Here is a 23,725-nt window from a genome sequence, read left to right on the forward strand (position 1 = left end):
CGGGGTCTGCGGCACGTAGGCTCCGGTGCCATGGCTGACTACGTCTTCACACTGCGCAACGTGCGCAAGGCACACGGCGACAAGGTCGTCCTCGACAACGTGACCCTGTCGTTCCTCCACGGCGCCAAGATCGGCGTCGTCGGACCCAACGGCACCGGCAAGTCGTCGCTGCTGAAGATCATGGCCGGCCTCGACCACGCCAACAACGGCGACGCGATCCTCGACCCCGAGGCGACGGTCGGGATGCTCCAGCAGGAGCCCCCGCTCACCGAGGGCCGCACGGTCCTGGAGAACGTCGAGGAGGCGGTCGGCGGGATCAAGGGCAAGCTGGACCGGTTCAACCAGATCTCCGAGGAGCTGGCCGACCCGGAGGCCGACTACGACACCCTGCTCGCCGAGATGGGCGACCTGCAGACGGACCTCGACCACGCCAACGCGTGGGACCTCGACAGCCGGCTCGACCAGGCGATGGACGCCCTGCGCTGCCCGCCGCCCGAGGTGCTCGTCGACAACCTCTCCGGAGGCGAGCGGCGCCGGGTGGCGCTGTGCAAGCTGCTGCTCCAGCAGCCCTCCCTCTTGCTCCTCGATGAGCCCACCAACCACCTCGACGCCGAGTCGGTCCAGTGGCTGGAGAGCCACCTCGCGGCGTACCCCGGTGCGGTCCTGGCCGTCACCCACGACCGGTACTTCCTCGACAACGTGGCGCAGTGGATCCTGGAGCTGGACCGCGGCAAGGCACACCCCTACGAGGGCAACTATTCGACCTACCTGGAGACCAAGAAGGACCGGCTCAAGATCGAGGGGCAGAAGGACGCCAAGCGCGCCAAGCTGCTGGAGCGCGAGCTGGACTGGGTCCGCTCCAACCCCAAGGCCCGCCAGGCCAAGAGCAAGTCGCGTCTGGCCCGCTACGAGGAGATGGCCGCCGAGGCGGACCGGATGCGCAAGATCGACACCGGCGAGATCAACATCCCCGGCGGCCCGCGCCTGGGCGACGTGGTGCTGGAGGCGCAGGACCTCGGCAAGGGCTTCGAGGGCCGCACGCTGATGCACGACCTGAGCTTCTCGCTGCCGCGTGCCGGCATCGTCGGCGTCATCGGCCCCAACGGCGTCGGCAAGACCACGCTGTTCCGGATGATCACCGGCCAGGAGCAGCCCGACGAGGGCAAGCTCGACGTCGGCCAGACCGTCAAGCTCTCCTACGTGGACCAGAGCCGCGGCGGGCTGGACCCGGACAAGAACGTCTGGGAGGTGGTCTCCGACGGCCTGGACTTCATCAAGGTCGCGAACTTCGAGATGAACTCACGCGCCTACGTCGCCTCGTTCGGGTTCAAGGGCCCGGACCAGCAGAAGAAGGCGGGCGTGCTCTCCGGTGGTGAGCGGAACCGGCTCAACCTCGCGCTCACGCTCAAGATGGGCGGCAACCTGCTGCTGCTCGACGAGCCCACCAACGACCTCGACGTGGAGACCCTGTCCTCCCTGGAGGACGCGCTGCTCGAGTTCCCTGGCTGTGCCGTGGTCACCTCCCACGACCGGTGGTTCCTCGACCGGGTCGCCACCCACATCCTGGCCTGGGAGGGCGACGAGGAGGACCCGGCGAAGTGGTTCTGGTTCGAGGGGAACTTCGCCTCCTACGAGGCCAACAAGATCGAGCGCCTCGGCGCCGAGGCGGCCCGGCCGCACCGGGTCACCCACCGGCGGCTCACCCGCGACTGAGCGGCGACTGAGCCGCGACTGCCCGACTCAGCGCAGGTCGGTCTCAGCGCAGGTCGGCTTCGGGGTGCGCGGCGGCAAGCTGGTCCACGACCGCGTCCATCACCCGGCCGAGCGCGGCGAAGTCGCCGGCCTCGGCGAGGTCGACGATGTGGGCCCGCACCCCGCTCACGTGGGTGGGTGCCGCCTCCACCAGCGTGCTCATCCCGCGGTCGGTGAGTTGGGCGATGATCCCCCGCCCGTCGTCGCACGCGGCGGTTCGCTCGACCAGCCCGTCCCGCTGCATGCGGGCGATCGTGTGCGTGATCCGACTGCGGCTGAAGCACATGGCGTCGGCCAGCGTCGACATCCGCATCCGGTTGTCCTCGGCCTCCGAGAGCCGGACCAGCACCTCGTACTCGTTCATGCCGATGCCCACCTCGGCGCGCAGCTCGTCGTCGAGGCGGTCGAAGAGGAGGGTGGTGCCGACGCAGAACGCGCGCCAAGCACGTTGCTGCTCCGGGTCGAGCCAGCGCACCTCTTCGGGCACGACCAGGTGGAGGCCTTCGGTCATGAGCGCCAGTGTATAGATCGGGCCTCCGTGCGCTGCCGAACCGCGGAATTCATGGGTGATGCAAGTAGCGCCGCAGGAGGCCGCTCAGGCTCTACGTTCTGCAGGTTTCCGGGCCCTGGAACCTGCAGAACGTAGAGCCTCGCCCTGAGCGGCTCACTGGCCGCGGCGCGTCAGCCCATCCGCTCGAGTCTGATGGTCGCGGATGCGCTGACGCGCAGCCTCACGGTTCGCCGTTCGGGTCACTGGCCGCGGCGCGTCAGCCCATCCGCTCCAGGACCATCGCCATGCCCTGGCCGCCGCCCACGCACATCGTGATCAGGCCGGTGGACTTGTCGTGCCAGTCGAGGGAGTTCAGCATCGTGTTCTGCAGCCGGGCGCCGGTCATGCCGAAGGGGTGCCCCACGGCGATCGCGCCGCCGTTGACGTTGAGCCGGTCGATGTCGATGCCGAGGTCCTGGTAGGACGGCACGACCTGGGCCGCGAACGCCTCGTTGATCTCGACCAGGTCGATGTCGCCGATGCTCATGCCGGCGTACGTGAGCGCGTTCCTCGTCGCCTCGACCGGGCCCAGGCCCATGATCTCGGGGGAGAGGCCGGAGACGCCGGTGGAGACGATCCGGGCCAGCGGCGTCAGGCCCAGCTCGGCCGCCTTGGTGTCGGACATGACCACCACCGCGGCGGCGCCGTCGTTCAGCGGGCAGCAGTTGCCCGCGGTGACCACGCCGTCGGGGCGGAACACCGGCTGCAGCTGGGAGGCGGCCTCGTAGGTGACCCCGGCCCGCGGGCCGTCGTCGGCGGAGACCACGGTGCCGTCCGGCGTGGTGACCGGGGTGATCTCGCGGGCCCAGAAGCCGTCGCTGATGGCCTTCTCGGCGAGGTTCTGGGAGCGGACGCCGAACTCGTCGAGCTCCTGGCGCTTCAGGCCGCGCATGCGGGCGACGTTCTCGGCGGTCTGCCCCATCGCGATGTAGGCGTCGGGCAGCTGGCCGCTCTCGCGGGGGTCCTGCCAGTCCTGGCCGCCCTCGGCCAGCTTCGCGGTGCGGGCCTCGGCGTCCTCGAAGAGCGGGTTGCGGGTGCCCGGGATGTGGTCCGAGGTGCCCTTGGCGAACCGGGAGACGGTCTCGACGCCGGCCGAGACGAAGATGTCGCCCTCGCCGGCCTTGATCGCGTGGAAGGCCATCCGCGTCGTCTGCACCGACGAGGCGCAGTAGCGGGTGATCGTGGCGCCGGGCACCGCGTCCATGCCGTTGAGCACGTTGACGACCCGGCCCATGTTGTTGCCGGACTCCCCGCCGGGGAGGCCGCAGCCCAGGTAGAGGTCGTCGACGGTGTTCGGGTCCAGGCCCTCGACCTTCGAGAGCGCCTCCCGCACGATCAGCGCGGCGAGGTCGTCGGGACGGAAGTCCTTGAGCGATCCCTTGTTGGCGCGGCCGATGGGGGAGCGGGCGGCGGACACGATGACGGCCTCGGGCATGGAGGTCTCCGATCTGCGGGGGAGGGCGATGGACCTCTCTGCACCCTACTGCGGTCCCGTGGGAGGTGGGTCTGCGACGATCATGACGTGCGCCACGTCTACGAGTGCCCGGTGCGCTGGGCCGACCTCGACCTGCTCGGGCACGTCAACAACGTGACCTACGTCGACTACCTGCAGGAAGCCAGGATCGACATGCTGCTCACCCACGCCCCCGACACCCGGGCGATCGACCTCGCCGAGGGGGTGGTCGTGGTGCGGCACGAGGTGCGCTACCTCGCGCCGCTGACCTTCCGGATGGCGCCGGTGCGGATCGAGTCCTGGGTCACCGAGATCCGGGCCGCCTCCTTCACGATGGCCTACGAGGTCTACGACGAGACCGAGGACGGCCGGGTCGTCTACCTGCGCGCCAAGACCGTCCTGACGCCGTACGTCTTCGCGGAGGAGCGGCCGCGCCGGATCACGCCCGGGGAGAAGGAGACGTTGACCTCCTTCCTGGGGGAGGACCCGCTGCCGGAGCGCAGCCGGCCCGGCCCGGTCCGGCACCTGGAGCAGGGGCACTACCCGATCCGGGTGCGGTTCTCCGACGTCGACCTCTACGCCCACGTCAACAACGTGAAGTACTTCGAGTACTTCCAGGAGGCGCGCATCGTCTACATGTCGCGCCTGTGGGGCGAGGCTCCCGGCGGCGCGCGGGAGGTGCCGATGGTGACCGCCCAGATGGACGTCGACTACCGGATCCCGATCGTGTTCCGCACCGAGCCGTACGACGTCCACTCCTGGGTCGCCGAGGTCGGGACGTCGTCGTTCGTCATCGAGTCGGAGATCCGGGACGGCGAGACGCTGCTCAGCCGAGCCCGGGTGGTCATGGTCACCTTCGACCCCGGGACCCAGCGCGCGGCCCCGGCTCCCGACCACTACCGCGAGCTGCTGCAGCGCGAGGTCACTCGAACGAGTTGACCATGAACTGCGCGGCGTGCGTGACGTAGTCCCAGAACCGCGCGTCCTGCTCCGGCGTCAGCTCAACCGCGTCCAGGCCCTCGCGGAAGTGCTTCAGCCAGTGCTCCTTGGCCACGGGGGTCACCGCGAAAGGGGCGTGCCGCATCCTCAGCCGCGGGTGGCCCCGGGCCTCGGAGTAGGTGGTCGGCCCGCCCCAGTACTGAACCAGGAACAGCCGGAACCGCTCCTCCGCCGGGCCGAGGTCCGCCTCGGGGTACAGCGGACGCAGCACCTCGTCCTCGGCCACGCCCGCGTAGAACACCTCGACGATCCGGCGGATCGTCTCGTATCCGCCGATCTCGTCGTAGAAGGTCTGCTCCGTGCTGCTCATCGGGCCCATTGTGCCGACCGGCCCGGGCCGGGTCCCAACCGGGCGGGTGGAAGACTCGGCAACGGCAACCCGATCACCGACGAAGGAGCAATGCAGCGATGGCAACCACGCGCACCGCACAGACCCACTGGGAAGGCAGCCTGCTCGAGGGCACCGGTCAGGTCACCCTCGAGTCCAGCGGCCTCGGCACGTACGACGTGTCCTGGCCGGCCCGCGCGGAAGCGCCGAACGGCAAGACCAGCCCCGAGGAGCTCATCGCCGCGGCGCACTCGAGCTGCTTCTCGATGGCGCTGTCCAAGGAGCTGGCCGACGCCGGCGCCACGGGCGTCGCGCTGGACACCACCGCCGAGGTGGAGCTCACGCCGGGCACCGGCATCACCGGGATCCACCTCACCGTGAAGGGCACCCTCGAGGGCCTCTCCGAGGAGGACTTCGTGGCGAAGGCCGAGGCCGCCAAGGCCGGCTGCCCGGTCAGCCAGGCGCTGTCCGGCACCACGATCACGCTGAGCGCCTCGCTGGCCTGATCCTCGCCGTTCGACCCCGGGTCGGGTGCTCGGGTGGCTGCTACGGCAACCACGCCCGGGCACCCGACCGGCAGGGTCAGGAGGTGGTGGTCTCGCGGGCGGCCTCCTCGGCCGCCTCGTCGGCGCCGGCGTCGGAGCCGCGGTGCCAGACGACCCGCTGCGGGAACGGGATCTCGATCCCCTCGAAGTCGAAGCGGGCCTTGATCCGCTGCCGCATCTCGCGGGCGACGCCCCACTGGAGGCCGGGGGCGGTCTTGAGGGCCACCCGGACCGAGACGCCGTCGGCGCCGAGGTCCTGCACGCCCCACACCGAGGGCTCCTCGATGACCTTGCCGTGGAAGTCCTCGTCCTCCCACAGGTCGTGGGCGACGTCCTCCAGCACCCGCCGGACCTTCACCAGGTCCTCCGCGTAGCCGACGCTGATGTCGAGCACGGTCCGCGCCCAGTTCTGGCTCATGTTGCCGACCCGCATGATCTCGCCGTTGCGGACGTACCAGACGGTGCCGTTGATGTCCCGGAGCCGGGTCACCCGCAGGCTCACCGCCTCGACCGTGCCGATGGCCTCACCGAGGTCGATCTCGTCACCCACGCCGTACTGGTCCTCGACGATCATGAAGATGCCGGAGAGGAAGTCGGAGACCAGGCTCTGCGCGCCGAAGCCGAGGGCCAGGCCCAGGATCCCGGCGCTGGCGATCAGCGGCGCCACGTTGTAGCCGAGCTTGTCGATCGACATGATCACGACGATCGTCATGACCACGCCGGTGGTGATGCTCTTCAGCAGCGAGCCCATCGTGCGGGCCCGCTGCACCCGGCGGTTGGCGTTGGCGTTGGTCTGCGCGCCGACCTTGAGCTTGCTGCCGCTGCCGGAGTGGCCCAGGCTCAGGCGACTCGCCTTGCCGGGGATCACCCCCTCCTCGGCGCGTCGGACGGTGCGGTCGATGACGCGGTGCAGCACCCACCGGGTGAACAGGCCGATGAGCACCAGGCCGAGGATGGCCAGGGGCTTGCCGATCACCCACTCCGCGAGGTCGGCCAGCGTCTCGTTCGCGGTCATCCGCCACACGACCCGGCAGGAGATCGCCTGGTCGGGGTCGCACTCGGTGTACTCGTTCAGAACCGACATGTGACGGAGGCTACGGCTCGTGGGGTCAGGCCCCAAGCCGAGAGCCGATACGATGGGTGTCGTGATCATCACGCCTGCTCCGAGCCCCACCCGATCGGTCGTCCGCGCCGCCTGTGCGGCCGCCTCGATGACCGCCGCAGCCTCTGTGATCCTCCTCGCAGCCCCGGCCCAGGCCGGTGTCCCCGAGGGCTGGAGCGACCCGGCCCCGGTGGACACGCTGGAGGCGATCGCCCTGCTGGTCGGTGGTCCGCTGGCGCTGTTCCTGCTCGTCGGCCTCGCCGTCGCCCTGCCGTCCCTGGTGAAGGGCGAGCGGGTGGGCCTGCCCGGCTCGACGCCGGAGAGCGAGTGGTTCGGAGGCCCGCGCGAGGGCCTGAGCGCCGCCGATCGGGTGGCGGCGGCCGAGCTGGAGAAGGGCGCGGCCGACAGCGGAACCGGCGGGACCGGGGGCGCACGTGGCCAGTGGTGACCTCTTCAGCGCCCGCGAGCGCCAGGAGATCGACCGGGCGATCCGGCAGGCCGAGACCTCCTGCCGGTACGAGATCTCCGTCTTCGTCGGCACGGCCGACGAGGAGTCCCACCCGTTCGCGAGCAGGCTGCACGCCTCGCTGACGGCGCCGGACCGCAGCATCCTGATCATGGTCGACCCGACGGCCCGACTCCTCGAGATCGTCACCGGCTCCCAGGTCAGGCGCGACCTGAGTGACCGTGAGGTCGAGCTGGTCCTGCTCGACATGCAGTCCTGCTTCGCCGCCGACGACCTCGTCGGCGGCCTGAAGCGCGGCATCGGGATGCTCGCCGAGCACGCCCGGCCGCAGCGCACGCTGCACACCGAGTCCGTCTGAGGGTCCCTCTGAGGGCCGTCGGAGGGTCCGTCTGAGGGCCGCCCCGGCCGGAGCCGGGGCGGCCACAGGTCACTCCTGGGCGTCGCGGGCCTGGCCCGCGAGGTAGCGCGCCACCTCGGCCCGACCCTCCCGCACGTACCGCTGCGCGGCCGGGTTGGCGGTCGTGGTGGCCAGCCACCGGTCGACCCGCTCCAGCAGCCATCCCGAGGCGAGCGGCTTCGGGAACATGAACTCGAGCGCGGTCGAGGCCCGCTGGGTGCCCTTCTCGTCCCAGATCGTCTCCGCCGCGTCGAGGTAGGCCTCCACGTAGGGCTCGAGCACGTCGTCCTGCCCGTGCTGGTGGAAGGCCAGCACGACCGAGCGCTGGGTCTCGTTGGGCACGTCGTCGCGCACCATCGCCATCTCCCAGGCCTCGGCCTTCGCGGCCGCCGTGGGCCGCGCCGCCTTGGCGGCAGCCGCCCGCTCCTGGCCGGAGATCGTGGTGTCGCGAGCCAGTTCGGCGTCGATCCGCTCGCCGTCGGCCCGACCGGCCCGGGCGAGGGCCCCGACCAGGGTCCAGCGCAGGTCGGTGTCCACCTCGAGGCCGTCGATGCTGACGCTCCCGTCGAGCAGTCCCTCCAGCTCGGCCAGGACGGCGTCGCTGTGGGCGGCCCCGGCCAGGGCGCGGACGAACGTCAGCTGGTGGTCGCTGCCGGGCTCGGCGGAGGACAGCAGCCCGCGCAGCCCGCGCTCCCACCTCGCCCGCACCGCCTCGCGGTTCTCCGGGGCCGTGAACGAGTTCACCGCCATCGCCGCGTAGCGCGGGATCACGCTGAGGCCGAACGCATCGGTCTCGTCGGCGATCGAGCCGAGCACCAGGTCGACGAACGCGGACGCGCTCAGCTCGGCGTCGCGGGTCATGTCCCAGGCGGCGCCCCAGCACAGGGCGCGGGCGAGGGAGTCGTCGAGCCGCCCCAGCCCGCCGAGCAGGGTCGCCAGCGAGCGCTCGTCGAGCCGGATCTTGGCGTAGGCGAGGTCCTGGTCGTTGAGCAGCAGCAGGTCGGGCTGGGCGGCGCCGACCGCCTCGGCCACCTCGGTGCGCTCGCCGACGACGTCGGTCTCCAGATAGGTACGCCGCACCAGCCGGCCGTCGACCTCGTCGTAGAGACCGATGCCGAGCCGGTGCCGACGGAGGGCCGGCTGCTCCGCCGACGCCGTCTGGCGGACCGCGAAGGAGGAGTAGGTCCCGTCCTCGGCGAGCTCGAACTCCGGGGTGAGGGTGTTCACCCCGGCCGTCTGGAGCCACTCCTTGGCCCAGCCGTCGAGCTCGCGGCCGGAGGACGCCTCCAGCGCCGCGAGCAGGTCGGCGAACTCGGAGTTCCCGAACGCGTGGTCCTTGAAGTACTGCCGCAGCCCGGCCAGGAAGGGCTCGAGCCCGACCCAGGCGACCAGCTGCTTGAGCACCGACGCGCCCTTGGCGTAGGTGATCATGTCGAAGTTGACCTCGACCGCCTGCAGGTCGTAGTTGTCGGCCGCGATCGGGTGCGTCGAGGGCAGCTGGTCCTGGCGGTAGCCGGTCTGCTTGCGGGCGTTGGTGAAGCCGGTCCACGACTCGTCGTACGAGGTCGCCTCGACGGCGGCGTGGTAGCAGGCCCACTCGGCGAACGACTCGTTCAGCCAGAGGTCGTCCCACCACTTCATCGTGACCAGGTCGCCGAACCACATGTGCGCCATCTCGTGCAGGATCACCGAGCACCGGAACTCGTAGAACGAGCGCGGCTGGCGGCTGCGGGGGAGGTACTCGTCGCGCAGCGTCACGCAGCCGGCGTTCTCCATCGCGCCCATGTTGTACTCCGGCACGTAGAGCTGGTCGTACTTCCCGAACGGGTAGGGGAAGTCGAAGGCGTCCTCGAAGAACTCGAAGCCCTGCTTGGTCAACAGCACCAGCTCGTCCACGTCGAGGTGCTCGACGAGCGACTGGCGGCAGTAGTGGCCCAGGGGGATCTCGCCGTGCTTGCCGCGGTAGGTGTCGAAGACGGCGTGGTACTCGCCGGCGACGAGCGCGGTGATGTAGGTCGACATCCGCTCGGTGGCGGGGAAGTTCCACACCGCGGTGCCCTCACCGACGGGCCGCGGCTCGGGCGTGGCCGCGTTGCTCACGACCTTCCAGTGCTCGGGCGCGGTGACGTTGAACGTGAACACGGACTTCAGGTCGGGCTGCTCGAACGTGGTGAAGACCCGGCGGGCGTCGGGGACCTCGAACTGGGAGTAGAGGTAGACCCGGCCGTCGGCCGGGTCCACGAACCGGTGCAGCCCCTCGCCCGTGCGGCTGTAGGTGCAGTCGGCCCGCACCACGAGCTCGTTCTCCGCGGCCAGCCCGGTCAGCGCGATCCGGCTGTCCGAGTACGCCGTCGCGGGGTCGATCGCGACCCCGTTCAGCGTGATCTCGTGCACGGTCGCGTCGACCAGGTCGGCGAAGGTGTCCGTGCCCGGCTCCGAGCAGGTGAACCGGAGCGTGGTCGTCGAGGCGAAGGTGGTCTCGGACGTGGTCAGGGCGAGGTCGACGGTGTACGACTCGACGGCGAGGGTCGCGGCGCGGGTCTGCGCCTCCTCGCGGGTGAGGTTGGTTCCAGGCATGGGCTGATCATGTCACCCGGCGCGCGGGGCAGGATGGTGCCCATGGCGTCCCGGGTCCGCGAGGTGGCGGGTGTGTTCCTGCGGCTGGGCACGATCGCGTTCGGGGGACCGGCCGCGCACACGGCGCTGATGCGCGAGGAGCTGGTCCGGCGCCGGGGCTGGGTCGACGACGCCCGGTTCGTCGACCTCATGGGCGCCACCAACCTGGTCCCCGGCCCGAACTCCACCGAGCTGGCCATCCACCTGGGCCACGACCGGGCCGGGTGGCGGGGCCTGCTGGTGGCCGGGGCCTGCTTCATCGTCCCGGCCGCCCTGATGGTGACCGGCCTGGCCTGGGCCTACGTCGAGTACGGCGAGGTGCCGGCCGTCGAGGGACTGCTGTACGGCGTGGTCCCCGCGGTGATCGCGATCATCGTCCATGCCCTGGTCGCCCTGCTGCGCACGGTGCTGCGGACCCGGTGGCTGGTGCTGCTCGCTGCCGCGGCGCTGGCGGCGTACCTGCTCGGGGTGCCCGAGCTCGTGGTCCTGTTCGGGGGCGCCGCCGTGGCCGGTCTGGCCCACCTGGCCACGCGTCTTCCCCGGCCGGCCGGTCCCGGCCTGCTCGGGGTGCCGCTGCTGCTCACCGGTGGGACCACCTTCCCCGACCCCACGGCCGGCCAGCTCGCCGAGCTGTTCGCCACGATGCTGAAGATCGGTGCCGTGCTCTACGGGAGCGGCTACGTCCTGCTGGCCTTCCTCGAGGGGGACTTCGTCGACCGCCTCGGCTGGATCACTCAGGACCAGCTGGTCGACGCGGTCTCCGTGGGGCAGGTGACCCCGGGGCCGGTCTTCACGACGGCGACCTTCCTGGGCTACGTGGTCGCCGGCCCGCTGGGTGCGCTGCTCGCCACCGTGGCGATCTTCCTGCCGTCGTTCGTGTTCGTCGGGCTGCTGACCCGGATCACGGACCGGCTGCGGGCCTCGGCGTGGACCTCGGCCCTGCTGGACGGCGTGAACGCGACCGCCCTGGCGCTGATGGCCGGGGTGTCCTGGGAGCTGGGTCGCTCGGCCGTGGTGGACCCGCTGACCGCGGGGATCGCGGTGGTGACGCTGGTGCTGCTGGTGCGGACCCGACTCAACAGCGCGTGGTACATCGCGGCCGGCGGGCTGGTCGGCCTGATCTCCGTGGTGTGAGTCACACGACGGAATGCCGGGTCCCACGAGGCCGTTCACCCCCCCTATGGACACCACGACCGCCGCCCGCGACCACGCCGACTTCTGGTTCGACCCGCTGTGCCCCTTCGCCTGGATCACCTCCCGGTGGATGCTCGAGGTCGAGCAGGTCCGCGACGTCTCGGTGGACTGGCGGGTGATGAGCCTTGCCTACCTCAACGAGGACAAGGACATCCCCGACGACTACCGCGCGATGCTGGCGGACGCCTGGGGGCCCGTCCGGGTCTGCGTGGCCGCCGCCCAGGCGCACGGTGACGAGGTGCTGCTGCCGCTCTACACCGCGATGGGCACGCGGATCCACAACCAGCAGGAGAAGCCCGACCGGGCGCTGGTCGAGGCCGCTCTCGCCGAGGTGGGGCTGCCGACCACGCTGGCCGACGCCATGACCTCCGGCGAGCACGACGACGCGGTCAAGAAGTCCCACCACGCCGGCATGGACCAGGTCGGCGACGAGGTCGGCACCCCGACCATCTCGATCAACGGCTCGGCGTTCTTCGGGCCGGTCCTGGGCAGCATCCCGCGTGGCGAGCAGGCCGGCCGGATCTGGGACGGCGCGGTCGCCGTGGCCGGCTTCCCGGACTTCTACGAGCTCAAGCGGAGCCGGGCCGGGGACCTCGACTTCACCTGAGCAACTGGCGCATCACGCGCCACAGGCGCATCATGGGTGGTGTTATGCCACGTCTTCTCGGTCAATCCCGCTCCCTGCCCGCCCGCGCCGGGGTCCTGCTGCTGTCCTCGACGATCGCCCTGACCGGCCTCGGACCGGCCGCCCACGGGATGCCGGCGGCCCCGGCGGCGTACCGGACCGCCCCGATCCAGCTCGCCGCCGGTGACCCCGGCGACCCGGTGCGGCAGGCGACGGTCCGGCTCGGCGTCGGGCGGCTGCAGGCCGCCGGGACCGGGGCCCGGACCGGACGGCTCGGCACGGCCGGCTTCTCGCAGGTCGCGCTGACCTGGGCCGGCCCCGACCCGGACGCCGAGGTGCGGGTCCGCCGCGAGCAGCGCTGGAGCGGCTGGATGCCGCTCCCCGAGCTGGCCGACGGCCGTCCGACCACCGGGCGGGCCTCGGACCTGCTCTGGGTCGGCAGCGCGGACGGGGTGCAGGTGCGTACCGCGTCCAGGACGGCCCGGGACCTCGAGCTGGTGCTCATCGATCCCGGCACGCTGCCCTCCGACGACGACGCCGCCCCGATCGCCGCGCGCACCGGCACCACCGAGCAGGCCCGTGAGGCGGCTCCGACCCGGGCCCCCGCCCCCGATCTGCGCGGTCGGCCGTCGTGGGGCGCCGACGGCAGCTGGCGCAACGGCAAGCCGGTGTACATGAAGCGGATCAAGCAGGTCCACCTGCACCACACCGCCACCGCCAACGACTACTCCCGCAGCGAGGTCCCCGGCCTGATCCGCGGGATGTACCGCTACCACACCCAGACGCTGGGCTGGTTCGACATCGGCTACAACTTCCTCGTCGACCGGTTCGGCCGGGCATGGGTGGGGCGCTCGGGCGGCCACGCGAAGCGGGTCCGCGGCGCGCACACGCTCGGCTTCAACCACGCCTCGACCGGGATCGCCCTCATCGGCACCGACCGGGCCTGGAAGAAGGCGAAGACCACGATCGTCCGGCTGGCCGCCTGGAAGCTCGACAAGGAGGGCCGCGACGCCGACGTCCGGGTCTCGATCCGGTCGAAGGGCAGCGACAAGTACCCCAGCGGCCGCGTCGTCCGGCTCCCGGCGATCGACGGGCACCGCGACACCAACGACACCGCCTGCCCGGGCACCCGGCTCTACGACCGGCTGCCGGGGATCAGGTCCCGGTCCCAGCGCCGGATCGACCGCTTCTGACCGATCGGCTCACCGGTCGCTCATCGGGCGGCTCATCTCTCGGTCTGGCCCAGCCGGTTGAGCTTGGCCACCACCGTCTCCCGGTGCTCGGCCCCGGCCACCACCTGCAGGTCGACGAGCATCTCCCGGAGCCGGGCCGGGACCTGGAGCCCGTCGGCACCCCAGTGCGCGATCTCGTCGACCGCGAGGTCGAGGTACTGCGCGAAGGTCCACTCGGTGGTCACCAGCCGGGGCGTCCCCTCCTCGTCGTACCAGACCGGCCACGGGTCCGCGGTCGCGGCCATCCGGCGGAGCACGTCGTGCAGCTCGTCGATGACCTGGACGGCCGTGGTCGGGTCGTTGATGCCCGGGGAGAGCGCCCGCTCGGCGATGTCCACGAGCCGGCGGAAGCCGTAGGTGGGGTCCTGGTGCATCGTCCGCTCGCGGGCGATGCCGAGCCCGGCGGCCACGTCGTCGTCCCAGCCCTCGCCCGGTGGCTCCTGGGTGCGCACCATCACCGCGGGCGCGCCCTCGGGCAGGAAGCTGCCCAGGGGGTAGAGCACCTCCAGCCGGGCCCCGCGGCGCCGCGCCAGCCGCTGCAGACCCTGGAGGTCCAGCGAGTCGAGGTAGCCCGACCGCTGCGCGACCACCGTCGTCTGGTGCTCCATGTCGGGCAGCTCGGGTCGCGGGCCCGCGACCTGGCCGCTCGGCCGGCTCCGCTCGATCAGGTCCCGGGTCTGGTCAGCGACCCGGTGCGTGATCGTGCTCACCGAGATCGACTGGGTGATGTGGTGGATGAACGCGAGGAACATCCCCACCGCCGCGAGGACCAGCAGGTAGGCCACGGTGACCGCCAGCCGGGGCACGAACGGCTCGCCGTCCGCCGGGGCGTCGCGCACCGCGCGCAGCACGGTGAGCGCGTAGACGAAGGACGAGGCGAAGACACCCAGCGTGTGCTGGGTGACCGGGTCGTCGAGGAAGGTGTTGAGCACCCGCGGCGAGAACTGGCTGCTGGCCAGCTGTAGGACCACGATCGTGATCGAGAAGACCAGGCCGGTGACCGAGATCATCGCGCCGGCGATCGTCGACAGCACGTTCCGCGCGGCCGCCGGTCCGCCGTCGAAGAGCAGCGGCACCCCGCGGCCGGCCGGTCCCTCGACGGCCGGGATGAGCACCGCGGCGACGACCGCGCCGAGGCACCACAGCGCCGGCACCACCCAGAACGGGTCGAAGGCCCGCTCGAACCACGGTCGGGTCCGGCCCAGCGCCGCCGTGGGGGAGGGGGTCGGCACGGCGGCACGGGAGGGGCGACGAGGCGTCATGACCTGTTTCTACCCTGTCCGGCCCGCGGCCCGCCCGCTCCCGCCCGGAACCGGCGGGTCCGGCGCCCCTAGGATTGCGGCCATGACCAAGGTCCTCTCCGCCGTCGCCTGGCCCTACGCCAACGGCCCCCGCCACATCGGCCACGTGGCCGGCTTCGGTGTGCCCTCCGACGTGTTCTCGCGCTACATGCGGATGGCCGGCCACGACGTGCTGATGGTCTCCGGCACCGACGAGCACGGCACGCCGATCCTGATCGCCGCGGACGAGGCCGGGGTCAGCCCCCAGGAGCTGGCCGACGTCAACCACCGGATGATCGCGGAGGACCTCTGCGCGCTCGGCGTCTCCTACGACCTCTACACCCGCACCAGCACCCGCAACCACCACGCGGTGGTCCAGGAGCTGTTCCTTGGCGTGCACGCCAACGGCTACTTCGTCGAGCGCACGACGTACGGCGCGATCTCGCCGTCGACGGGCCGCACCCTGCCGGACCGCTACATCGAGGGCACCTGCCCCATCTGCGGGTACGACGGCGCGCGCGGCGACCAGTGCGACAGCTGCGGCAACCAGCTCGACCCGCACGAGCTGAAGGACCCGCGGTCGAAGATCAACGGCGAGGTGCCGGAGTTCGTCGAGACCCAGCACTTCTTCCTCGACCTGCCGGCGCTGGCCGAGGCGCTGGGCGCCTGGCTCGACGAGCGGGAGGCCAGCGGGACCTGGCGTCCGAACGTGATCCGGTTCAGCCAGAACATCCTCCAGGAGATCCGCCCCCGGGCCATGACCCGCGACATCGACTGGGGGATCGCGGTGCCGCTGGACGGGTGGCGGGAGAACCCCACCAAGAAGCTCTATGTCTGGTTCGACGCGGTCATCGGCTACCTCTCCGCCAGCATCGAGTGGGCCCGGCGCACCGGCGACCCGGACGCGTGGCGGTCGTGGTGGAACGACCCCGAGGCGCTGTCCTACTACTTCATGGGCAAGGACAACATCACCTTCCACAGCCAGATCTGGCCGGCCGAGCTGCTGGCCTACTCGGGCCGCGGGTCGCTCGGTGGCGAACCGCACCGGCTCGGCGCCCTGAACCTGCCCACCGAGGTGGTCTCGAGCGAGTTCCTCACGATGGAGGGCCGCAAGTTCTCCTCCTCCAAGCGGGTGGTGATCTACGTCCGCGACCTGCTGAGCCGCTACCAGCCGGACGCGTTCCGCTACTTCGTCGCCGCGGCCGGCCCGGAGAACCAGGACTCCGACTTCACCTGGTCGGAGTTCGTCCGCCGCACCAACGACGAGCTGGTCGCCGGGTGGGGCAACCTCGTCAACCGCACCGCCACCCTGATCGCGAAGAACTTCGGTGAGATCCCGGCCGCGGGCGAGCTGACCGACGCCGACGAGGCGGTCCTCGCCCACGTCGAGGCCGCCTTCGGCACGGTCGGGGACCTGATCGCCAGGCATCGGCAGAAGCAGGCGATCTCGGAGGCGATGCGCACGGTCGCCGAGGTCAACAAGTACGTCACCGACCACGAGCCCTGGAAGCTCAAGGGCGAGGAGCAGCGGGAGCGCCTGGCCACCGTCCTGCACGTCATGGCCCAGTGCGTGGTCGACCTGAACACCGTCCTCGCGCCGTTCCTGCCGTTCTCCGCCAACGCCGTCGACCTGGTCTTCGGCGGCGACGGCGACGTCCAGCCGATGCCGCGCCTGGAGGAGGTCGCCGACCTGGACGGGGGAGCGGACTACCCGGTGCTCACCGGCGACTACACGACCGTCCGGGCGTGGGGGCGCACCCCGGTCGCGGCGGGCACCCCGGTCGGCAGGCCGAGCCCGGTGTTCACCAAGCTCGACCCGGCCGTCGTGGAGGACGAGCTGGCCCGGCTCGAGGAGGAGGCCCGATGACCGCGGCGATGTACGTGCCCGCCTTCCAGGTGCGCCAGAAGCTGACGCTGATGGTGAACCGCTACCAGATCTCCACCCTGAACCCCGACGGGAGCGAGGGGCCGCTGCTCGCGTTCGCTGAGCAGAAGCGGATGGCGTTCAAGGAGCAGGTGACCTTCTTCACCGACGAGACCCGGTCCCGACCGGTCTTCGGCTTCAAGGCCCGCAAGCGGCTCGACCTCAATGCCGGCTACGACGTCACCGACGAGAGCGGCCAGCCGCTCGGCTACTTCAAGAAGGAGTTCGGGGCCAGCCTGCTCCGCTCCACGTTCTCGATCGAGGGCCCCGGGTACGCCGGCCGCGGGCAGGAGCGCAACCAGGTGGTGGCGCTGCTGCGACGCTTCGCCGAGCTCGACTTCCTGCCCGTGCACTTCGACTTCACCGACTCCGGCGGCAACCCGCTGATGAGCAGTGAGCGGAGGTTCACGATCGGGGACCGCTACCGGGTCACCGTGCCGGACCCGCGCGTCGACTTCCGGGTGGCGGCCGCCGTCGCGGTCGGTCTCGACGCCCTCATGTCCCGCTGATGGTCCTGCACCCCCAGGCCCGTGCCGCGATCGAGCGGGCTCTGGCCGAGCCCTCGGTCTGCGCCCCGGGCTTCGACATCGCCGCGGCGCGGGCCGAGTCGAGGCGGCTGGCGGCGCAGGAGCCCCGCGAGCCGGTCGCCGAGGTCCGCGACCTCGATGCCGACGGCGTCCCGTGCCGGCTCTACGTCCCGATTCGGCCGGTCCCCGGCCTGGTGCTGCACCTGCACGGCGGGGGATTCGTGCTCAACGACGTCGACGTGCACGACGCCGCCGCCCGCAGGCTGGCGCTCCGCTCGGGCCTGGCCGTCCTGTCCGTCGACTACCGCCGCCCTCCCGAGCACCGCTTCCCGGCGGCGCCCGACGACGTCGACACCGTGCTCCGCTGGCTGGAGCGTGCGGGAGACGAGCACGGCCTGGCGGTGCCGACGTACGCCCACGGCGACAGCGCCGGGGGCAACCTCGCGCTGGTCGCCGCGCTGCGCCACCCCGGTCGTCTCGCCGGGCTGGCGCTGACCTACCCGTTCCTGGACCCCGGTGCGTCGTTCGACTCCTACCGCACCGCGGCGGACGGCTTCGACCCGCGGGAGGCCGCGTGGTACTGGGAGCAGTACGCCGCCTCCCCGGCAGACCTGACCGACCCGGACCTGGCGCCGCTGCTCTCCGACCGGCTGGGGACGCTGCCGCCCACGCTGGTGGTCACCGCCGAGCACGACCCGCTGCGGGACGAGGGCGAGCACCTCGCCCGGGTGCTCGCCGAGGCCGGCGTCGAGGTGACCGCGACCCGCTACCTGGGGATGACGCACGGCTTCTGGCGGCACCCGGACGCCTTCGACGCCGCCGAGCCGCTGACCCGCCAGCTGGCCGGTTTCCTGCGCGGCCTGCTGCCCTGAGAGACTGCCGCCATGCGCGTGCACCTCGGCTCCGACCATGCCGGCCTCGAGCTCAAGGACCACCTCCTGACCTGGCTGGTCGACGAGGGCCACGAGGTCGTCGACCACGGTCCGTTCGTCTACGACGCCCTCGACGACTACCCGGTCTTCTGCCTGCGCGCCGCCGAGGCGGTCGCGGCCGAGTGGGCCGAGGGCGGGGACGGCCTCGGTGTGGTGATCGGCGGCTCCGGCAACGGCGAGCAGATCGCGGCGAACAAGGTGGCCGGGGTCCGGGCCGCCCTGGTCTGGTCCGAGGAGACCGCCCGGCTGGCCCGCGAGCACAACGACGCCAACGTCATCTCGGTCGGCGGCCGGATGCACCCGGTGGAGAACATGACCCGCTTCGTCGGCACCTTCCTGGCGACCGGGTTCACGGGGGAGGAGCGGCACGTGCGCCGGATCGGCATGCTCGCCGACTACGAGACGCACGGCGACCTGCCGCCGCTGCCCGAGTCCGCCCTGCGCGGGCCAGACGCCGCGGATGCCTGAGGGGCACACCCTCCGGCGACTGGCCGACGAGCTGGCCGGTGCGTTCGCCGGCCGGGTCGTCTCGGTCAGCAGCCCCCAGGGCCGGTTCGCGGCCGAGGCCGCCCAGCTGGACGGCGCCACCTGCGTCGGCGCCGAGTCGGCCGGCAAGCACCTCTGGGTGGAGTTCCCCGGCGAGCGCTTCGTGCACGTCCATCTCGGGCTCATCGGCGGCTTCGCGGTGCACTCCGACGTGGACGTGGTCGCGGCCCCGGTGGGTCAGGTGCGGCTGCGGCTGGTGACCGCGGACCCCGGCCCGACGGCGTACGCCGACCTGCGCGGGGCCACCACCTGCGACCTCGTGACCCTCGCCGGGCGGGACCGGGTGCTGGGCCGGCTCGGCCCGGACCCGCTGCGCGCCGACGCCGACCCGGCGGCCGCGTGGCGTCGGATCTCGGCCAGCGACCGCCCGATCGGCGACCTGCTGATGGACCAGGCCGTGCTGGCGGGGGTCGGGAACGTCTACCGCGCGGAGGTGCTCTTCCGGCACCGGATGCACCCGCTGCGGCCGGGCCGGACCCTGCGCCGCGGCCAGTTCACGGCGCTATGGGAGGACCTGGTCGGCCTCATGGCCGAGGGTGTGGCGACCGGGCGGATCGACACGGTGCGACCCGAGCACACCCCGGAGGCCATGGGCAGGGACCCGCGCCGGGACGACCACGGCGGCGAGGTCTACGTCTACCGGCGCGCCGGGCAGCCCTGCCACGTCTGCGGGAGCCGGGTCCGGACCGAGGTCCTGGCCGGTCGGAACTCGTTCTGGTGTCCTCGCTGTCAGCCCCACTTCAGGTCCCGCGCTGCCCTACAGTAAGCGCTTGTGAGTCTCACGACCTCGCGGGCCGCACCGGTCCGGCGACTGCGCCGGACCGGGGCCCGGCTGCGCCGACGTGTGACCCCGGCCGAGGGGTTCGCGCTGTTCTGGCTGACGCTGCTCACGCTGGCGATCGTCGGGCTGATCCTCGCCGACTGGAGGGTCTGGCCGCTCACGATGTTCGTGCTGCCGATGGTGCTGGGCAGCCTGCTCCTGGGGCCGCGGCACCTGCCCTGGTTCGTGGTCTTCGTGCTCGCCGGGCTGATGCTCGCGCTCGTCGGGACCAGCGACGGACGGGAGCTGACGGCGCGGCTCGTGATCGCGGTCGTCATCGTCTTCCTGCTCGGGCTGATCATCATGATCGCCTCGTTCCGGCGCTCCCGGCTCGGCGTCGCCGGCGTGCAGGGGGAGTCGATGCTGGTGGACCTGCGGGACCGGATCCAGAGCCAGGGCATGCTGCCGCCGCTCCCGGCGAACTGGTACGCCGAGTCGGCGCTCAGGTCCGCCGGCGGGTCGCCGTTCGCCGGCGACTTCGTGGTCGCCTCCCGGCCCGGCTGGGGGCGCCGGCTCGACCTGGTGGTGGTCGACGTCTCCGGCAAGGGTGAGGACGCGGGCACCCGGGCCCTGCTGCTCTCGGGTGCGTTCAGCGGGCTCCTCGGGGCCCTGGAGCCGGAGGAGTTCCTGCCGGCGGCCAACACCTACCTCCTGCGCCAGAACTGGGAGGAGGGGTTCGCCACCGCGATCCACATCACCGTCGACCTCGAGACCGGCGACTTCACCCTGCGCACCGCCGGCCACCCGCCCGGTGTCCAGCTGCTGGCCGGATCCGGCCGGTGGCTGGTCCACGAGTCCGAGGGCCCCGTGCTGGGCCTCTACGACGGCGCCGAGTTCGTCGCGTCGTGCGGTCGCATGGGCAGCGGCGACGCGATGCTCCTCTACACCGACGGCCTGGTCGAGACCCCGGCGCGCGACATCGGGCTCGGGATCGACCGGCTGGTCGGCACCGCGGAGCGACTGCTGCACGACCGGATGGAGCAGGGTGCCCGCCGGCTGATCGACCGGCTCGGCTCGCGCAACGACGACCGCGCGCTGCTGCTGCTGCACCGACGCTGAGCGCGGCCCGGGCATGTGGCACGATGTGCCTCGCAGCGCCCGCCCCCGACCCGTCGGGGGCGACGCGGATGTAGCTCAATGGTAGAGCCCCAGTCTTCCAAACTGGCTACGCGGGTTCGATTCCCGTCATCCGCTCCGATGCCCGCTCGGCTACACGCCGATCGAGCTCCACGGCCCCCAGATCGCGAACGTCATCCCGGCGCTGGCCTGGATGTTCACGAACAGGGTGTGCCCGTCCGGGCTGAACGTCGACCCGGCGAACTCGTCCCCGAACCGCTCCCCGCCGCTGCTGGAGCGGAGCCGGTTCAGGGCGATGTCCCAGAGGTCGCCGTGCGGGGTCAGGCCCCGGAGGAAGTTGTCCCCCGAGCTGTCCTCGCACACCACGAGCGTGCCACGGCGGGAGGTGGTGATGTTGTCGGGCAGGTCGAGCACGAGCGGACCCGGGGACTGGAAGACCACGCGGAGCGTCTGCCGGCGGGTGTCGTAGGCCCACACCTGGCCCGAGCCGCGACCGTAGCCGCTGCCGTTCTGCGTGCCCGGCTCCGCGGGACCACCGCCCTGCGTGGAGGTGAAGTAGACGACGCCGCGGTCGTAGACCTGACCCTCGAGCCGGGAGAAGTACGCCGCACCCTGCTCCCAGCCCTGCCGGCTGACGTGGGTCAGCGCCGTGTTGTTGGTGGTCTCGGCGGTGCTGCCGGGCGTGTAGTCGTAGACGACGTCCGGCTCGGCGATGTCGACCCACTCGACGTCGTACGTCGTGTCGTTGGTCTGCTGCGCCTCGAGGTGCGCGTTGTCGACGCCGACGACCTTCAGCATCTGCAGGGTCCCGCCGTCCTCGAGCCGGCCCACCCGCATCGGGTCGCTCGGCGGCCGGTAGCGGTAGAACCCGGAGGCGAAGCCGAAGTTGTCCTCGGTCAGGTAGAGGTGGCCACCGTGCGGGTCGAACGACACCGCCTCGTGGGCGAACCGGCCGGCGTTGCGGATCGGCTGGCGGCTCGACTGGCCGGCGCCCGGGACGTGGCTCGCGGGCACCTCGAACACGTAGCCGTGCGGCTGCTGGAGCGGCACGTTGGGCGTCCCGGTGAAGTCGGGGCCGACGTCGGGGCCGTTGATGGTCTCCTCGCAGGTCACCCAGGAGCCCCACGGCATCTGGCCGCCCGAGCAGTTCATCATCGTGCCGTTGAGGCTGGTGAAGGACCTGATCTCCCGCCGGTTGCGGCCGACCTGGATCGTGGTGGTGCCACCACCGGCCATCGAGTCGTACGGGTCGCCCGGTCCGAACGCCGCACGCGGCGTGTTGACCTCGTGGTTGCGCACCAGCAGCGTGCTGCCGCGCGGGCCGGGGAAGGTGCCCATGCCGTCGTGCCGGCCGGGCAGGGCGGTGCCGTCGGTCAGCGTGACCGGCTGCTCGGTGTCGTGGAAGGACCGGTAGTTGAAGCCGCGCGGCAGGTGCAGGCGGACGACGCCGTCCCGCTGGTCCTTCACCGCGACCAGGCCGTCGGCCCGCGGCGGGCGCCGTCGGTGTGCCTGGGCGGGAGCGGCCGCGAGGCCGGCGAAGGGGCCGGCCGCGGCGACGCCGGCGGTGGACTTGAGCAACGTACGACGATCGAGGGACATCGTGATCTCCCGGGGTGTGGTGACGTGGGTCTCACCGGCCAACCTAGACCGGGACTCGGGGGGATCACCACCCCAGTCGTGGACCTCCCGGGATGGGTGGTGGGGACTGGGGCTCTGTTAGTCTGGTCGCTGGTCAGCGGCAGGGGGATCGGCCCTGACCAGCGCGGATGCCCGGCCGCCTGTCATCCGCTCCAAGGCGCCTGCGGGCATCTTGGCGGGGCGTAGCGTAGTGGCTAGCGCGCCTGCTTTGGGAGCAGGAGACCGCAGGTTCGAGTCCTGTCGCCCCGACAGCCCCACACCACCCACACTGAGGAGACAGACCTGTGAAGAGCGCCGTCGAGACCTTGAGCCCGACCCGGGCCAAGCTGACCGTCGAGGTGCCCTTCGAGGAGCTCAAGCCGAGCCTCGACGCGGCCTACACCAAGATCGCCCAGCAGATCAACGTCCCCGGCTTCCGCCGGGGCAAGGTCCCGCCCATGGTCATCGACCGGCAGGTCGGCCGGGAGGCCGTGCTGAACGAGGCGGTGAACGAGGTCCTCCCGCAGAAGTACATCGAGGCCCTCCAGGAGAACTCCCTCGAGCCGCTGGCGCAGCCGGAGATCGAGGTGACGAAGTTCGAGGACAACGAGACCCTCGAGTTCACCGCCGAGGTCGACGTCAAGCCCGAGGTCGAGCTGCCCGACTACGAGGGCATCGAGGCCGAGGTCGAGGACGTCACCGTCACCGACGACGACGTCGAGGAGCAGGCCGGTGCGCTGCGTGAGCGCTTCGCCACCCTCAACGACGTCGACCGCCCCGCCGCGGACGGCGACTTCGTGACCATCGACCTCAAGGCGACCCAGGACGGCGAGGTCGTCGAGGGCGCCGAGGTCACCGGCATGTCCTACAAGGTCGGTCGCGGCGGGATGCTCGACGGGCTCGACGAGACCCTGGCCGGCATGAGCGCCGGTGAGCAGCAGACCTTCACCTCGCAGCTCGTCGGGGGAGACCTCGTGGGTCAGGAGGTCGAGGTGGCGGTGGCCGTCACGGCCGTGCAGGAGCAGGAGCTGCCCGCACTCGACGACGACTTCGCCCAGCTGGCCTCGGAGTTCGACACCGTCGAGGAGCTGATGGCCGACGTGCGTGAGCGGCTCGGGCGCGGCAAGCGCCTCGAGCAGGCCGCCGCCGCGCGGGACGCGGTCCTCGAGCGCCTCCTCGAGCAGGTCTCGATCCCGCTGCCGGAGAGCCTGGTCACCGAGGAGCTCAACGCCCGCCGCCAGTCCGTCGAGCAGCAGCTGGCGCAGGCCGGCACGACCATGGAGGCCTACCTCGAGGAGGAGGGGCAGACCCAGGACGAGTTCGAGGCCGACCTCGACCGCCGGGTCCGGGACGCGGTCGCGGCCCAGTTCATCCTCGACGAGGTGGCGAAGAAGGAGGAGCTCGGCGTCGACCAGAACGAGCTCTCCCAGCACCTCGTGCGGCGCGCCCAGCAGTCCGGGCAGGACCCGCAGGAGTTCGCGAACCACATGTTCGAGCACAACCACATCCCCGAGCTGGTGCAGGAGATCCTGCGCGGCAAGGCGCTGGCGACGATCGTCGAGTCGGCTGTGGTCAAGGACGCCAGCGGCACCGTGGTCGACCTGAAGAACCTGCAGCCCGACGGCACGATCGGCGAGCCCGAGGACGAGTCGGCCGAGGAGCCCGCCGCCGAGGCCGCGGAGGAGTCGGCGGAGGAGTCCGCCGCCGAGGAGCCCGCCCAGGCCTGACCGACGGCACACCCTC

Annotated in this window: 22 protein-coding genes and 2 tRNA genes; 17 read left to right on the top strand and 7 right to left on the bottom strand. The window is 71.7% G+C overall.

Going from position 1 to position 23,725, the window contains the following annotated elements; translation table 11 throughout:
• Positions 1-30 precede the first annotated feature (30 nt).
• Positions 31-1,713 (top strand): energy-dependent translational throttle protein EttA, encoded by a 1,683-nt coding sequence (gene ettA / locus IE331_RS04565; RefSeq protein WP_192140889.1) that lies wholly within the window; start codon positions 31-33, stop codon positions 1,711-1,713.
• A gap of 43 nt (positions 1,714-1,756) precedes the next feature.
• Here ettA and IE331_RS04570 read toward each other — a convergent pair whose 3' ends face one another.
• On the bottom strand, positions 1,757-2,263 hold the full coding sequence (locus tag IE331_RS04570; protein ID WP_192140890.1) for a MarR family winged helix-turn-helix transcriptional regulator: 507 nt from the start codon (positions 2,261-2,263) through the stop codon (positions 1,757-1,759).
• Between the two features lie 256 nt (positions 2,264-2,519).
• Positions 2,520-3,737 carry an acetyl-CoA C-acetyltransferase gene (locus IE331_RS04575; protein ID WP_192140892.1) on the bottom strand — a complete coding sequence of 406 codons (1,218 nt, stop codon included), beginning with the start codon at positions 3,735-3,737 and terminating at the stop codon, positions 2,520-2,522.
• A gap of 87 nt (positions 3,738-3,824) precedes the next feature.
• Between IE331_RS04575 and IE331_RS04580 the strand changes: the two genes are divergently transcribed.
• Positions 3,825-4,694, top strand: coding sequence for an acyl-CoA thioesterase (locus IE331_RS04580; RefSeq protein ID WP_192140894.1), 870 nt, complete (start codon positions 3,825-3,827; stop codon positions 4,692-4,694).
• Here the strand turns inward: IE331_RS04580 and IE331_RS04585 are convergent.
• On the bottom strand, positions 4,678-5,064 hold the full coding sequence (locus IE331_RS04585) for a globin (protein ID WP_192140896.1): 387 nt from the start codon (positions 5,062-5,064) through the stop codon (positions 4,678-4,680). The two genes, IE331_RS04580 and IE331_RS04585, sit on opposite strands and share 17 nt — an antisense overlap.
• 98 nt (positions 5,065-5,162) lie before the next feature.
• On the opposite strand from IE331_RS04585, the gene IE331_RS04590 reads away from it, so the two are divergent.
• On the top strand, positions 5,163-5,588 hold the full coding sequence (locus IE331_RS04590; protein WP_192140898.1) for an OsmC family peroxiredoxin: 426 nt from the start codon (positions 5,163-5,165) through the stop codon (positions 5,586-5,588).
• Positions 5,589-5,664: 76 nt separating this feature from the next.
• Here the strand turns inward: IE331_RS04590 and IE331_RS04595 are convergent, their stop codons facing one another.
• The gene (locus tag IE331_RS04595) at positions 5,665-6,711 is read right to left on the bottom strand and encodes a mechanosensitive ion channel family protein (protein WP_201931063.1); all 1,047 of its coding nucleotides are present in this window, start codon (positions 6,709-6,711) and stop codon (positions 5,665-5,667) included.
• A gap of 61 nt (positions 6,712-6,772) precedes the next feature.
• Between IE331_RS04595 and IE331_RS04600 the strand changes: the two genes are divergently transcribed.
• Positions 6,773-7,177 (top strand): hypothetical protein, encoded by a 405-nt coding sequence (locus IE331_RS04600; protein WP_192140900.1) that lies wholly within the window; start codon positions 6,773-6,775, stop codon positions 7,175-7,177.
• A complete protein-coding gene (locus IE331_RS04605; protein ID WP_192140902.1) occupies positions 7,164-7,553 on the top strand; it encodes a TPM domain-containing protein in 390 nt (129 codons plus the stop codon). The genes IE331_RS04600 and IE331_RS04605 overlap by 14 nt, the downstream gene beginning before the upstream one ends.
• Before the next feature lie 69 nt (positions 7,554-7,622).
• On the opposite strand, the gene pepN is transcribed toward IE331_RS04605, so the two are convergent.
• Positions 7,623-10,169 (bottom strand): aminopeptidase N, encoded by a 2,547-nt coding sequence (pepN, locus tag IE331_RS04610; RefSeq protein WP_192140904.1) that lies wholly within the window; start codon positions 10,167-10,169, stop codon positions 7,623-7,625.
• Between the two features lie 42 nt (positions 10,170-10,211).
• Here pepN and chrA point away from each other — a divergent pair, with 42 nt between their 5' ends.
• The 3 genes from chrA to IE331_RS04625 are packed head-to-tail and all read left to right on the top strand — an operon-like array spanning position 10,212 to position 13,220.
• Positions 10,212-11,342 (top strand): chromate efflux transporter, encoded by a 1,131-nt coding sequence (gene chrA, locus IE331_RS04615; protein ID WP_192140906.1) that lies wholly within the window; start codon positions 10,212-10,214, stop codon positions 11,340-11,342.
• Positions 11,343-11,388: 46 nt separating this feature from the next.
• Positions 11,389-12,009, top strand: a complete 621-nt coding sequence (locus IE331_RS04620; RefSeq protein ID WP_192140912.1) for a mycothiol-dependent nitroreductase Rv2466c family protein — start codon at positions 11,389-11,391, stop codon at positions 12,007-12,009.
• 44 nt (positions 12,010-12,053) lie between these two features.
• Positions 12,054-13,220, top strand: a complete 1,167-nt coding sequence (locus IE331_RS04625) for an N-acetylmuramoyl-L-alanine amidase (RefSeq protein WP_192140914.1) — start codon at positions 12,054-12,056, stop codon at positions 13,218-13,220.
• 32 nt (positions 13,221-13,252) lie between these two features.
• Here IE331_RS04625 and IE331_RS04630 read toward each other — a convergent pair whose 3' ends face one another.
• Positions 13,253-14,521, bottom strand: a complete 1,269-nt coding sequence (locus IE331_RS04630; protein WP_192140916.1) for a DUF2254 domain-containing protein — start codon at positions 14,519-14,521, stop codon at positions 13,253-13,255.
• An 82-nt stretch (positions 14,522-14,603) separates the two neighbouring features.
• Between IE331_RS04630 and metG the strand changes: the two genes are divergently transcribed.
• The 7 genes from metG to IE331_RS04665 all read left to right on the top strand — a co-directional run bounded on the left by metG (position 14,604) and on the right by IE331_RS04665 (position 20,482).
• On the top strand, positions 14,604-16,406 hold the full coding sequence (gene metG, locus IE331_RS04635) for a methionine--tRNA ligase (protein WP_192140918.1): 1,803 nt from the start codon (positions 14,604-14,606) through the stop codon (positions 16,404-16,406).
• Positions 16,403-16,972: an LURP-one-related/scramblase family protein gene (locus IE331_RS04640; protein WP_192140920.1), complete on the top strand. Its 570-nt coding sequence runs from the start codon at positions 16,403-16,405 to the stop codon at positions 16,970-16,972. Before metG ends, IE331_RS04640 begins: the two co-directional genes overlap by 4 nt.
• Positions 16,972-17,862: an alpha/beta hydrolase gene (locus IE331_RS04645; RefSeq protein WP_192140922.1), complete on the top strand. Its 891-nt coding sequence runs from the start codon at positions 16,972-16,974 to the stop codon at positions 17,860-17,862. Before IE331_RS04640 ends, IE331_RS04645 begins: the two co-directional genes overlap by 1 nt.
• A gap of 12 nt (positions 17,863-17,874) precedes the next feature.
• A complete protein-coding gene (locus tag IE331_RS04650) occupies positions 17,875-18,390 on the top strand; it encodes a ribose-5-phosphate isomerase (protein ID WP_192140924.1) in 516 nt (171 codons plus the stop codon).
• The gene (locus IE331_RS04655) at positions 18,383-19,234 is read left to right on the top strand and encodes an Fpg/Nei family DNA glycosylase (protein WP_192140926.1); all 852 of its coding nucleotides are present in this window, start codon (positions 18,383-18,385) and stop codon (positions 19,232-19,234) included. The genes IE331_RS04650 and IE331_RS04655 overlap by 8 nt, the downstream gene beginning before the upstream one ends.
• Before the next feature lie 6 nt (positions 19,235-19,240).
• Positions 19,241-20,347 (top strand): PP2C family protein-serine/threonine phosphatase, encoded by a 1,107-nt coding sequence (locus tag IE331_RS04660; protein WP_201931065.1) that lies wholly within the window; start codon positions 19,241-19,243, stop codon positions 20,345-20,347.
• Between the two features lie 64 nt (positions 20,348-20,411).
• Positions 20,412-20,482, top strand: a tRNA-Gly gene (locus IE331_RS04665).
• Between the two features lie 15 nt (positions 20,483-20,497).
• On the opposite strand, the gene IE331_RS04670 is transcribed toward IE331_RS04665, so the two are convergent.
• The gene (locus IE331_RS04670; protein ID WP_192140928.1) at positions 20,498-21,964 is read right to left on the bottom strand and encodes a PhoX family protein; all 1,467 of its coding nucleotides are present in this window, start codon (positions 21,962-21,964) and stop codon (positions 20,498-20,500) included.
• A gap of 215 nt (positions 21,965-22,179) precedes the next feature.
• On the opposite strand from IE331_RS04670, the gene IE331_RS04675 reads away from it, so the two are divergent.
• Positions 22,180-22,252: transfer RNA gene (locus tag IE331_RS04675), tRNA-Pro, on the top strand.
• A gap of 35 nt (positions 22,253-22,287) precedes the next feature.
• Positions 22,288-23,709 (top strand): trigger factor, encoded by a 1,422-nt coding sequence (tig, locus tag IE331_RS04680; RefSeq protein WP_192140930.1) that lies wholly within the window; start codon positions 22,288-22,290, stop codon positions 23,707-23,709.
• The last annotated feature ends 16 nt before the right edge of the window (positions 23,710-23,725 follow it).

It is taken from the genome of Nocardioides donggukensis, assembly GCF_014842875.1.
GTDB lineage: Bacteria > Actinomycetota > Actinomycetes > Propionibacteriales > Nocardioidaceae > Nocardioides > Nocardioides donggukensis.